The following is a 10,939-nucleotide window of genomic DNA, read 5'->3' as shown; positions in this document are numbered from 1 at the left end:
TTACTGACTTCGGCTTGTCAGGGTGACTTTGGATCGTCGAGGGCCAGGCCGGTGCCGGCTATGAAGCCGTCGAGGGTGTCCGGCCGGTACTGAAGGCGCTTGAGCCTGTTGCGTACGAGGGCTTCGAGGCGGTCGAGGGCGACGACGGCGAGGTTGGCCAGGCCGCGTTTGACGTGCGCCCACACCCACTCGACGGGGTTGAGGTCGGGCGAGTAGGCGGGCAGCAGGAACACCGTCAGCCATTCACGCTCGGCGATCAACTCACGCATGGCGTGGGAGATGTGGGTGTTCAGCCGGTCCCAGACGAGCACGATCGGCGCCTTGACCAGCTGGTGGACTCCGTCGATCAGCGTGATGAAGTCACGCTCGCCCATGCTGCGGCGCTTGTCTTTGCCCGCTCGGTGGGTTCGCAGACGATGGCACAGCCGGGTCCGGGAACCAGGACGCATGGCGATCAGCCCGGCCACTGACAGGCGTCCCGAACGTCGTCCGCTCACCGTCACCTGCGGAGTCACTCCGCGCCGGCCCCAGGTACGTCCTTGGGGCGGCCGCCGGGTGAACCCGGTGGCTCTGTCCGCGAGAACGGGCAGCGGATGTACACCGGTTTTGGGAGGCAGCCGTCGCCCGAGAAGGAATCGAAATGTTCACGGGTTTCGACAGCAGCACTGGCACGAAGAAGTTGCTGCTGGGTGCGTTGGCCGACGCCGTCGGGGTCTAGCGCCCCGACCGTCCGGATAAACGGATGGTCGGGAGCGAGCGTGACGCGGCAGGATGCTCCGCATGTCATTGCCCACTCCCGAGCTGCACACCGCCCGCCTGCGACTGCGGCCGTTCACCGACGCCGACGCGGCACCGCTCTACGCACTGCACAGCAGCGCCAACGTGCTGCGTTACTGGGACTCCCCGCCGTGGACTGAACCGGCCCGCGCCCAGCGCTTCATCGCGACCTGCCGGACGATCGAGGAGGAAGGCACGGGAGGGCGGGTGGCCGTCGACCGCGTCTCCGACGGCGCGTTTATCGGTTGGTGCGGCCTGACCAGATGGAACCCGGACTTCCGCAGCGCGTCCCTGGGCTACGTCTTCGACGCCGCCGCGTGGGGCCACGGCTACGCCACGGAGACCGCGCACACCGTCCTGCGGTGGGCGTTCGACACCCTGGACCTGAACCGTGTCCAGGCCGAGACCGACACCCGCAACGTGGCGTCCGCCCGAGTCCTGGAGAAGCTCGGCTTCGTCCGCGAAGGCACCCTCCGCGAGGACTGCGTCGTCAACGGCGACGTCTCCGACTCCTGGGTCTTCGGCCTCCTCCGCCGCGAGTGGCACCCGACGGCCACGCCGACGGCCGGCCGCTAGGACCGAGACCTGCCCGCCTTTCGGTCCACAACCCCCACCAAGGTCACCGTGAGCCGCTCCGGCGAGCTCAACGTCTTCGCTTGCCCCACCGATCCCTACCATCCGCACCGCTGGAGCATCCAGTAGCCCTCGTAGGGTCCGCCTGGAGCGGCAACATTCTCATCGGCGTGCGGCGAGTGCTGTCGCTTCTCGTGAACAGCGAACACGCCGCGGCCCGGGTGCCTCCCGAGGCACTGAACAACTGCTGTCGAAACCGGTGAACAAAGCCCACCCGGCTTCGTCCTCGAAGCAGATGTAGCCTCCGCAGGCCGCCCGGGCTCTTTTACCTCAGCCCAGGTCGCCTCCTTCCACGCGGTCACGGCCTGCTCGTCGCGTTCGGCGACCCGCCGCGCGGGCACCTGCGGGCTGAAGCCGAGCCGGTGCATCAGCCTCGTCGCACCCGAGACGCTGTAGGAGACGTGGAACTTCCTGCCGATCAGCGTGGCCACCCGCGCCGCGGTCCACACATGATCCTCCACCCAGCCGTGCGCGGCCGGCCCCTGCTCGAGATACCCGGCGAGCTTCTCCAAGCAACGCGGCGACAGACGGCATCGCGATCCACTCGGGCCGCGGGAGGCCAGAGCCTCACGACCGCCGTCCCGCCACAGCTTGTGCCACTGGTAGGCCGATTTCAGGCTCACCCGCAGGCGTCTTGCGACCTCCGGCGGCTTGATCTCCTGCTCGAACCGCTCGGCCGCCTGCATCCGTACCGCCTCACGGCGCCGACGCCCCACGGGCGTCAGCCCGCCCCCATCCGCATACCTCACACGCCAGGAGATACAACCACCGCTCCGGGCCCTTCAGGGACTTCGCGAAGATTCACCCTGACGAGCCGAAGTCAGTAAATGGCCCGCCCAGACAGTGATCGGCGACAAGAACTACTTCGGCCGCGCCTTCGAGCACGAACTCGCCCAGCGGGGCATCCAGTTGCTACGGCCGACCCGCAAGGGCGAACAGCAGCGGCCCGGCGGGTCGCTGTTCAAACCGTTGCGACAAGTCATCGAGTCGGTCAACGAAACGTTCAAGGGACACCTCAACCTCGAACAACACCGAGGACGCACACCTCACGGTGTCATCACCCGCGTTTTGCAGTGCATCCTCGCCTTGACCGCCGTGATCTGGCACAACGATGCCACCGGACGGGACACCCTCCGCTCGCTGACAACGTACGACCACTGACCCCTTGGAATTGATCATCTAGCCGTCGGCCCGCTCACAGCCGCTGTGTTTACAGGGCATGCGGTTGCCGGGCGGGGGTATCCGGTCGCTACCGACCAGGTACGTGAGGGGAGACGTGTCGTGTTGATGGCTCATCCGGCGGTGCTGAGGGAGCTCGTGGAGCAGTACGAAACACTCAGCCGCCTGTTGTCCGAGGAGAACACACCGGAGCTGCGGCAGCGGTTGGACGACGTGAACTACACCCTGTGTGTCTCCACCGGTACCCGGGACATCGAAGCCGCGCTGACCGCCGCCCGGCAGCGGTTGCGCGGAGACGGGCCGGACGACGACGTACGGTCGGACGAGGGCGCCCTGCTGGCTGTCGGCTGAGCCGCCGCCGCGTGCCCTTCCGCCCGTGGCGGCGGCGCATCGAGACGGCCCCCGCGGGTACTCGAACCGACACACCACAACACCCGGGTTGCCGGAGGAGAGGCGTCACCACCATGCTGACTCACTCGATCGAGCGGGGCGTGCTCGTGCTGCGGTTGCAGGGCGATCCCGGCCCGCCCGACGTGGACGCCCTGTCCGAGCACATCAGCGGCCTCGTCCACGCGCACGACCCCGCACCCGTCGTCATCGTCCTCGGCGCCGACGCGCCACCCTCCTCGGTCGAGGCGGTTCTCCGTGCCCACCGCAGGTGTGCCCCGCTCGGCGTTCTCCTGTCCGTGGCCACCCACAGTGCCCCCGTCCGGCGCGCCCTGGAGGCTCAGGCGGGCGCGGACGGCCCGCCGCTGGTCATTCATGCCCGGGTCGACACAGCCATCGCCACGGCGTTCACCGCCGCCGCGTGACAGCGCCCCGGGCGAGGACACCGTGGGCCGGCCGGCTCATCCGTTCGGTGGCCGCCTGCTAGCGCGCAGCGTGGGGGATGGGTCAGATGGGCTCAGGGCGATCCGGGCGCGAGGGAGAGACGGCGGGCGCCCGGCAGACGGGAATTCGGCGGACAGAAGGTGTGGCCGAAGTGGCCGCGCCGCTTGGGAAGGACAGAGCCATGCCGCAGGGATCGAGCGCCAAGCGCGAGCGTCAGTACGAGCACATCAAGGAAGGTGCCAAGAAGCGCGGCACCTCCGACAGCCGGGCGAAGGAGATCGCCGCGCGGACCGTGAACAAGGAGCGCGCCCGCTCCGGAGAGTCCGCCACCGCGAGCGAGACCTCCACCCGGGACCCGAAGTCCGCGTCACAGCGCGGCGGCGAGCGGTCGCACAGCGGGGCGCAGGGGCCGACCAGGGACCAGCTCTACGCCGAGGCGAGGAAGCGCGGGATCGACGGCCGTTCGTCGATGACCAAGGGGGAGCTGGCAAGGGCTCTCGATCGCTGATCCGGCGGCCCGCGCTGCCAGGGCAACGGCGTTCGCCACCACGGCGGTTGGTGGCAGTCGGCCCGAACGGGAGGGGCCTGCACCACGGGTTCAGCTGTCCAGCGCCTCACGGACGGTCGGGTGGCAGGGGATCAGCGTGTCGATGCCGACGAGCCGCAGAAGGCGCAGCACCTGGGGCTGTGCTCCGGCCACGCGCAGCCAGCCGTGGGCTTCGGTGGCGGCGAGGTGGGCGGCGATGAGGGTGTTGATGCCGCTGGAGTCCATGAAGGTCAGCGCCGTGAGGTCGGCGACGGTGTGAGGGGTGGTGTCGCCGTCGGGCGGGTTGAGGGCGTGGCCGGCGCGCTGTCGGGTGTCCTGGTCGAGTTCGCCGTGGAGGGCGATGATCCGGACGCCGTCGGCGGTGCTCCGGCGGACGGTGAGCCGGCCGTACTGGTCGGGGTCTGTGTCTGTCACCGTGTCCTCGACTGCGTTCGCTGGTGGGACTGGACGCCTCCGCGCCGACAGCCGACCCTGATTTTAGGGGGACCGGTGAGGGAACGACGGGGTAATCGGAGTAAGAAGTACATGAGCCGCCTGGTGCAGGGTAGGACACCAGCGGACAGCGGGAACGAAGGTGACCAAGGGTGGAGTCTGCCGACAGCGACGGTGAGGGGCGGCCGAGCACACGCCACACGGCCATCGCCGTCTCCCTGCCGGATGACGACGCGTGCATCGCCCAGGCGCGTCATCTGGCCGCGGACTTCCTCGCCCGCGTGCGGGCGGAGCAGGACGTGAGTGTCTCCGCGCGTGCGGTGGATCTGACCCAGCTGGTCGTCAGTGAGCTGGTGACCAATGCCCGGAAGTACGCTCCGGGGCCGCTGTCCATGGAGCTGGCCGTCGCGGACGGGACGGTGGACGTGACCGTGCGGGACAGTGCGCGGGCCCGGCCCGCCGCCCGCGCGGTGGACCCGGGACGGGTCGGGCAGCACGGTCTGGAGATCGTGATGGCGGTGGCCCAGGAGTTCCAGGTCCTGCTGGAGCCCACGGGCAAACGCGTCACGGCCCGGATCGCCCTGTCCGACGGTCCCACGGCTGCTTGAGCCGACTCCCGCCGTACGCGCGGGAGTCGGCCGGACACCAGGTCTCGGGGGTCTCAGGGGACGAGCAGCGTCTTGACCATGCCGTCCTGCTTGGCCTGGAAGGTCTTGTACGCCTGCGGTCCCTCTTCGAGGGGGAGACGGTGGGTCGCGAAGCCGTCCACGCCCAGCGGGTCGGAGTCGTCGAGCAGCGGGAGGATGTCACCGACCCAGTGTTTGACGTTGGCCTGGCCCATGCGCAGTTGGATCTGCTTGTCGAAGAGCGTGAGCATGGGAACGGGGTCGACGGCGCCGCCGTAGACACCGATGACGGAGATCGTGCCGCCACGGCGTACCGCGGCGACGGCCAGGTTGAACGCCGTCATCCTGTCCACGCCGGCCCGGTCCATCAGTTTCTCCCCGAGCGCGTCGGGGAGCGCCGAGGCGACCTGCTGGACCGCCTTGGTGCCCGGCGCGCCGTGCGCCTCCATGCCGACGGCCTCGATCACCGCGTCGGTGCCCCGCCCGTGGGTGAGCCGCCGGATCTCCTCGACGACGTCCAGGCCGCTCTCGTCGAGGTCCAGGGTGTGGACCCCGTTCGCGCGGGCACGCGCCAGCCGCTCGGGCACGAGGTCCACCCCGATGACCAGCTCCGCGCCCTGGTGGAGGGCGATGCGAGTGGCCATGTCACCGATCGGGCCGAGCCCCACGACGGTGACGCTGCCGCCAGGCGGGATGTCGGCGTACCGCACGGCCTGCCAGGCGGTGGGCAGGACGTCGGAGAGGTACACGAACCGGTCGTCCGGCGGCCCGTGGGGGACCTTCACCGGCAGCGTGTCACCGAACGGGACCCGCATCAACTCTGCCTGGCCGCCCGGAACTTGACCATACAGCTTGGAGAAGCCGAAGAGGGAGGCGCCCATTCCGCGCTCGGTGACCTGGGTGGTCTCGCACTGCGAGTGCAGGCCCTGCGCGCACATCCAGCAGGTGCCGCAGGAGACGTTGAAGGGAACCACCACGCGGTCCCCGGGCGCGAGGCCGGTGACCTCGGTCCCGACCTCCGCGACGATGCCCATCGGCTCGTGGCCGAGGATGTCTCCCGCGTCCAGGTACGGTCCGAGGACCTCGTACAGGTGCAGATCCGAACCGCAGATCCCGGACGAGGTGACCCTGACGATGATGTCGGTCGGATCCTTGATCTCCGGGTCCGGGACGGTGTCGATCCGCACGTCGCGCTTGCCGTGCCAGGTCAGGGCTCTCATGGTGCCTCCTCGCTCGAACCCCCCTGGTTCCCGGCGGCGGGGTCTCGGACGGCGCCCTGCCGGGCTGTGTCCGTCGGCTGACGGGCGCCCCGAGTACCCGGGATGTCCCGTCCGACGCGGCACCTGGTCACCGACTTCCCCGCGTACGGGCGGCACCCTGACGCGACGCGTATCCCGGTCCCCCCGGGTCCCAGACGGTCTCGCATGCGGCGGCGCTTCACGCCGCTTCGTACTCGTGGGCGTGACCCCCGCGCCACTCGATGCGCTCCGCGTCCCCGAGCACGCGCGCCTCGGCGTTCTCCAGGCCCGCCCGGCGCAGGAACTCGATCAGGTCGCGGTCACTGTGGGCGAGCCCGAGGATCGTGCCGTTCACGGTGACGCGGCGCCCACCGCTCGGCGACGGACGGTGTACGACTATCGCAGGCGCCATGAATTCACCCTGCCGCCCTCTTCGCCGGAACGCGAGCCGGGCGACGGCATCACGCTTCTTCCTCTCGCTGTCGCGCCCGCCGGCGCAGTTCGGCCCGCTCCGCCGGGCTGAGCCGCTCACCGGCCAGGGCGGCGGACAGCTGGAGCAGCCGGCGCCGCAGGACGGTGCGGCCCGGCTGCGCGGCCAGCTTCCGGTAGGTCGCGAGCCACTCCCGCTGTTTCTCCACGAGGTCGTCGCTGATGATGTACGGCATGGCTGCGATTAGATCGCGTGTTCGATTATCTGTGCAAACGGCGACCTCGGCACCCTGGCCCGCACCGAGTACGCGCCGGTGCTTGCCGACCCTGCCGGCCGTCCGGAGTCTCCCCCGGCGACGTTCCGGGTTTGCGAGCCGGGTGCGCGGTCAAACGGGAGGAGAGAGTTGTCCGGACTACGACAGGGTGTGAGCGTGGTGGCTGCGAACGAGAAGGCTCAGGCCAAGGGCGAGCAGGCCAAGGGCAAGATCAAGCGGGTCGTCGGCGACGCGGTGGGCAACGAGTCCCTGCGTGCCGAAGGCCACCTTGAGGAGTCCAAGGGAGACCTGCGGGCGGCCAAGGAGAAGGCCAAGGACGCCGTGAAGCCCAAGTAGTAGTCCCCCCGTACGGATCCCGGCAGCCGATACCCCCCCTCGGCTGCCGGGATTCTCGCTGTCATGGGCCGTGTCCGTACCGCATCGTCCCCCGCCATCGGCCGGGGACGGTGCGAGTCGCTCAGGCCACCGTCTGCTGTACGTACGGGGCGAGTTGGACCGGTCCGACGAGACCGTAGGCCTGCCGGGCGGAGGTGCCGAACACGGCGGGGTTGCTGATCCGCAGCCGGTTGAACAGCGGGGTGGCCACCTCGATCTCGATGGTGTTCGCGCCCCGGCGCAGTCGGCCGCCGAGGTCCACCACCGGGTTGAGGCGGTCCACGGGGTCGAGCCGGGTGCCGTTGACGGTGACGCGGCAGGTGTCGCTGACGCTGCCCAGCCGCAGCAGGGCACCCGTGTCGGAGCTCCAGCTCTTCGGCAGCGTGACCGTGGTCCGGTAACGGCCGATGCCGCCGACATCCGCCAGTTCGGGAATCTGCGACCAGGGCAGCAGGGTGTCCAGGGTGAGCTCGTGGGTGACGATCTTGGTGCTGGTCGCGTCGGCGCCGGGCTGCCAGTCGTCCACGGAGAGCGTCCACGGGCCGAGGGCGACGGCGGGCGGCACGTCGGGGATCGTGCTGGTGACCTTGCGGCCGGTGGACAGGGTGGTGGTGCGGGTGCCGGCCGTGGTGGCGCGTACGGCCAGCGAGCCGTCCGCGAAGAGCACGCTGTCCGCGTCGGTGGCGACCGCGTGCGGACGGCTGCCGGACCGGTCGCCGAACAGCCCCGGTCCGCCCAGCGCGACGACGAGGGTCTCCCCGGGCTGGAGCGTCACGCGGAACGTGAACGCGTCCGGGTCCTGGGCGGACTGGGTGTACTGGGCGAGCCGGGCGACCCGCCCGGTCCACGCGTCGAGCAGGTACGGGACCGTGCTCGCACCCTTGCGGTGGGTGGCGCGCAGCGTGACCTCGTGGTCGATGAGGGCGACGGCGGGCTTGACGGTCTCCGCGTGCTTGCCGTTGCACAGGTAGTAGAAGTCGGCGTCGTCGGTGACCCGGTGGGCGTTGAGCAGGGTCGACGGTACGGAGTAGACGGCGTCGGAGGTCACGCCGAGGTCCGCGAACGCCGCGCCGACCAGCGTCTTGTCGGTGACCTGGCGGACGTTCGGCAGGGCGATCAACTGGGCGGTCAGGGAACGCAGTTCGGCGGTCTCCCCGTCGTCGGGCACCCCGGGAGTGAGGGCCTGGTCGAAGGCGCCGAGGAGCACGGTGGGCAGCCCGGCCCGCGCGAACTTCAGCAGTCTGCGGGCGTCGGCGACGGCCAGCGTCGGGTTCGAGCCGTAGAAGAAGTCGCCTTCCAGGAACAGGGCCTTGTAGGCCGGCCCGTCGGGCGCCAGTCGCTTGCCGGAGACCGTGGCCGTGGGCAGGTCGAGCAGCGGGCCGCTGAGGAACTGGTGGGTCCAGCCGAGCGGGATGCCCGTCGAGGTCATCCAGGACGCCCCGATGCCGGTGGCGGTGTAGCCGGTCTGCCGGAAGATGGCGACGTCCGCGCGGGCGGTGCCGGACTGGAGCACCTGGTGGACCCGGCCCAAGTAGGCGGCGATGTCGGGCACGTGGTGCCAGGTCGGCTGCCGCGGCCCCCACGACTCGCCGTATCCCGGAGCTCCGCTGTACGGACTGAAGGCGGCGAAGCCGGGCCAGCTGACGCCCGGCGCGGTGGCGTAGGAGAAGCCGTGGATGACCGTCTGGTTGACACCCGCCGCGTACGCCCCGCCCATCGTGCGCAGGAACTTGTCCCAGGTGGTGTTGTAGGCGCCGCCCGCGTAGGCGCCCGCCTCGCAGGAGAGGATGCGGTGGCCGGCCAGGTCGCGGCCGCCGGCCAGGCAGCGGTAGTCGTCGAGGTTCTTGAAGCCGAGCGACTCGCCCTCGGGAATGTCGAGCAGGGCCGCCGAGGCGATGGCGTCGGTCTGCAGGCCGTAGGGCTGGGAGCGGAGCTTCATGCCGTGTCCGTGCGCCCAGTCCCTGAGCGCCTTGATGTGGTGCTCGTTGAAGAGGCCGGAGACGGTCTCCCAGAAGTCGTGCCGGATCTCCTGGGTGAGCCGGGCCTCGAAGGCGAAGATCTGGTTGCTGTTGCCGAGGATGACGGCCGGCAGGTACGGCAGCAGGTCGCGGCCGGTGTGCTCGCGGAACGCGGCGGGCAGGCCGGGCGTCCACTGCAGCCCCTTGGTCTCCAGCTCGACGGAGTCCTCGAAGAAGTTGCCGCCGGCCGCCGCGAGGAGTCTGCGCAGCGTGGAGTCGAGGATCGTGGAGTCCCAGTACCGCGTGACGGCCGCGGTCCCGGCCGCGCTGAAGTGGTCGACGACGTAGGCGGCGGGCGAGGAGTGCGGTCCCGCCTCGGGCTGCTGGCCCGAGCCCCGCTGCCAGTACGACAGGATCACCCAGGTCGCCGAGTCGGGCGGGGTCCAGCTCAGGCTGGAGTCGGAGACCAGGGCGGTGAGGTCGGTGACGCTGTCGACGTCGAGGCCCGTCGCCTTGCCGCTGGAGTAGGCGGTGTTGACGCGCGCGGCCTGGACCGCGAAGAGCTGCTGAGCGGTGACGCCCGAGGCGGCGGCGTAGACCGGCGGCGGCACCGGCCCTGAGTAGGCCGCGCCGCCGGTCAACGTGGCCTTGCCGTAGGCGAGTTCCTTGACCGCCGCGTCGTCGTCGGGGGTGACTCCCGGTACCGCGACGGGCCAGCTCGGGCCGAGGGTGAGGTCCACGGTCAGGCCGCGCCGGGCGGCCTGGCGCAGCGCTGCTGCCACTCCGTCCCGCCAGGAGGCGCTTCCCCACCCGTGGTGAGCGGTGTCCAGTACGGAGGTGTCGCTCATGCTGTGGTGCACGGCCGCGATCTCGGCGCCGCCGAAGCCCGCGTCGGCCATCTGGTCGATCTCCCGCGCGATCTCGGTGGGGTCCACGAGACCGTCCGGCCACCACCAACGGAACCTGGGCCGGACCGCCTTCGCCGGTCCGGCGAACCAGCTCGCCGTGGGCGCGCCGCCGGTGGACCGGGCGGTCGCGGGGGTGGCGGCGGCGCTCGCCGCCGGACCGAGTGCCGCGAGAACACCGGTCGTCAGACCGGCCGCCAGTACCGACCGACGCGTCGCACCGCCACGCTGCGGGTGGGTTTCGTGCATGGTTCAGCCCCAACTTGTCACGGGTGAGCGGTGATTGAATCGTTTCAATCACCGCAAGTGCGGGAACCGTAATTCGCCCGTCGAACTGAGGTCAATAGGAATGACATCGATTCAAAGCAACGAAAGGCCGGACAAGGCGGCCGGATGACGCGCGGGTTGGGGCGGTGGAGGCCCGTCCGGGGAGCGGGCGCCCCGTGACCGCTCGGCGGGTCGGCGACGCTTCCTGGACCCCAACGGGGCTGTTCGGCACGGAAGTTGGCGGGGGCCGCGACGACAGGCCCGCCTGTCGGACCGGCGGGGAGGGCGCCTCCCGCGCGGTGCTCCGGCCCCGAGGACCCGGTCTCCCGCGACGGCGACCGCACTATCGTCTTCGCCCGAACCACGGCTCGGACCCGCGCGTCCTACGTGCCTCGAAGGCCGGGCCGCCGCGACAACCCGTCGGTGCGAAGCGCGACCGGGCCGTCCCGCCGCGGACGAGCCACGAC

Annotated in this window: 12 protein-coding genes and 2 pseudogenes; 7 read left to right on the top strand and 7 right to left on the bottom strand. The window is 70.6% G+C overall.

Annotated elements, in window-relative coordinates:
- Positions 1 to 17 precede the first annotated feature (17 nt).
- Positions 18 to 590, bottom strand: coding sequence for a transposase (locus ABZT12_RS35640; protein WP_356392807.1), 573 nt, complete (start codon positions 588 to 590; stop codon positions 18 to 20).
- Positions 591 to 780: 190 nt separating this feature from the next.
- Here ABZT12_RS35640 and ABZT12_RS35635 point away from each other — a divergent pair, with 190 nt between their 5' ends.
- Positions 781 to 1,353 carry a GNAT family protein gene (locus ABZT12_RS35635; RefSeq protein WP_356392799.1) on the top strand — a complete coding sequence of 191 codons (573 nt, stop codon included), beginning with the start codon at positions 781 to 783 and terminating at the stop codon, positions 1,351 to 1,353.
- 275 nt (positions 1,354 to 1,628) lie between these two features.
- Here the strand turns inward: ABZT12_RS35635 and ABZT12_RS35630 are convergent.
- Positions 1,629 to 2,126, bottom strand: a pseudogene (locus tag ABZT12_RS35630) (winged helix-turn-helix domain-containing protein); the annotation flags it as partial.
- Between the two features lie 115 nt (positions 2,127 to 2,241).
- On the opposite strand from ABZT12_RS35630, the pseudogene ABZT12_RS35625 reads away from it, so the two are divergent.
- The 4 genes and pseudogenes from ABZT12_RS35625 to ABZT12_RS35610 all read left to right on the top strand — a co-directional run.
- Positions 2,242 to 2,571: pseudogene (locus ABZT12_RS35625) on the top strand (IS982 family transposase); the annotation flags it as partial.
- A gap of 120 nt (positions 2,572 to 2,691) precedes the next feature.
- A complete protein-coding gene (locus ABZT12_RS35620) occupies positions 2,692 to 2,940 on the top strand; it encodes a DUF5133 domain-containing protein (protein ID WP_356392797.1) in 249 nt (82 codons plus the stop codon).
- A gap of 113 nt (positions 2,941 to 3,053) precedes the next feature.
- Positions 3,054 to 3,401: a hypothetical protein gene (locus ABZT12_RS35615; protein WP_356392795.1), complete on the top strand. Its 348-nt coding sequence runs from the start codon at positions 3,054 to 3,056 to the stop codon at positions 3,399 to 3,401.
- Positions 3,402 to 3,601: 200 nt separating this feature from the next.
- On the top strand, positions 3,602 to 3,928 hold the full coding sequence (locus ABZT12_RS35610; protein ID WP_356392793.1) for a plasmid stabilization protein: 327 nt from the start codon (positions 3,602 to 3,604) through the stop codon (positions 3,926 to 3,928).
- 90 nt (positions 3,929 to 4,018) lie between these two features.
- On the opposite strand, the gene ABZT12_RS35605 is transcribed toward ABZT12_RS35610, so the two are convergent.
- The gene (locus tag ABZT12_RS35605) at positions 4,019 to 4,381 is read right to left on the bottom strand and encodes an STAS domain-containing protein (protein ID WP_356392790.1); all 363 of its coding nucleotides are present in this window, start codon (positions 4,379 to 4,381) and stop codon (positions 4,019 to 4,021) included.
- Positions 4,382 to 4,605: 224 nt separating this feature from the next.
- On the opposite strand from ABZT12_RS35605, the gene ABZT12_RS35600 reads away from it, so the two are divergent.
- Positions 4,606 to 5,007 (top strand): ATP-binding protein, encoded by a 402-nt coding sequence (locus tag ABZT12_RS35600; protein ID WP_356392804.1) that lies wholly within the window; start codon positions 4,606 to 4,608, stop codon positions 5,005 to 5,007.
- 53 nt (positions 5,008 to 5,060) lie between these two features.
- Here ABZT12_RS35600 and ABZT12_RS35595 read toward each other — a convergent pair whose 3' ends face one another.
- From ABZT12_RS35595 to ABZT12_RS35585, 3 genes are all read right to left on the bottom strand, one after another.
- Positions 5,061 to 6,245, bottom strand: coding sequence for a zinc-dependent alcohol dehydrogenase (locus ABZT12_RS35595; protein WP_356392787.1), 1,185 nt, complete (start codon positions 6,243 to 6,245; stop codon positions 5,061 to 5,063).
- A gap of 217 nt (positions 6,246 to 6,462) precedes the next feature.
- Positions 6,463 to 6,675, bottom strand: coding sequence for a hypothetical protein (locus ABZT12_RS35590; protein ID WP_356392785.1), 213 nt, complete (start codon positions 6,673 to 6,675; stop codon positions 6,463 to 6,465).
- Positions 6,676 to 6,724: 49 nt separating this feature from the next.
- Complete coding sequence (locus tag ABZT12_RS35585) at positions 6,725 to 6,928, bottom strand: hypothetical protein (RefSeq protein ID WP_356392782.1); 204 nt, start codon at positions 6,926 to 6,928, stop codon at positions 6,725 to 6,727.
- Between the two features lie 198 nt (positions 6,929 to 7,126).
- Between ABZT12_RS35585 and ABZT12_RS35580 the strand changes: the two genes are divergently transcribed.
- Positions 7,127 to 7,303 carry a CsbD family protein gene (locus tag ABZT12_RS35580; RefSeq protein WP_356392801.1) on the top strand — a complete coding sequence of 59 codons (177 nt, stop codon included), beginning with the start codon at positions 7,127 to 7,129 and terminating at the stop codon, positions 7,301 to 7,303.
- Positions 7,304 to 7,424: 121 nt separating this feature from the next.
- Here ABZT12_RS35580 and ABZT12_RS35575 read toward each other — a convergent pair whose 3' ends face one another.
- Positions 7,425 to 10,454, bottom strand: a complete 3,030-nt coding sequence (locus ABZT12_RS35575) for a glycosyl hydrolase (protein ID WP_356392779.1) — start codon at positions 10,452 to 10,454, stop codon at positions 7,425 to 7,427.
- Positions 10,455 to 10,939 lie beyond the last annotated feature (485 nt).

Source organism: Streptomyces sp. NPDC005423 (assembly GCF_040606415.1).
In the GTDB taxonomy this organism is placed as follows: Bacteria; Actinomycetota; Actinomycetes; order Streptomycetales; family Streptomycetaceae; genus Streptomyces.
This window is presented reverse-complemented; position numbering and strand designations above follow the sequence as displayed.

Bases quoted from the DNA above. Each gene is read 5' to 3' on its own strand.
- ABZT12_RS35635 (WP_356392799.1), top strand. From the start codon at position 781: ATGTCATTGCCCACTCCCGAGCTGCACACCGCCCGCCTGCGACTGCGG.
- ABZT12_RS35615 (WP_356392795.1), top strand. From the start codon at position 3,054: ATGCTGACTCACTCGATCGAGCGGGGCGTGCTCGTGCTGCGGTTGCAG.
- ABZT12_RS35610 (WP_356392793.1), top strand. From the start codon at position 3,602: ATGCCGCAGGGATCGAGCGCCAAGCGCGAGCGTCAGTACGAGCACATC.
- ABZT12_RS35595 (WP_356392787.1), bottom strand. From the start codon at position 6,245: ATGAGAGCCCTGACCTGGCACGGCAAGCGCGACGTGCGGATCGACACC.
- ABZT12_RS35590 (WP_356392785.1), bottom strand. From the start codon at position 6,675: ATGGCGCCTGCGATAGTCGTACACCGTCCGTCGCCGAGCGGTGGGCGC.
- ABZT12_RS35585 (WP_356392782.1), bottom strand. From the start codon at position 6,928: ATGCCGTACATCATCAGCGACGACCTCGTGGAGAAACAGCGGGAGTGG.
- ABZT12_RS35575 (WP_356392779.1), bottom strand. From the start codon at position 10,454: ATGCACGAAACCCACCCGCAGCGTGGCGGTGCGACGCGTCGGTCGGTA.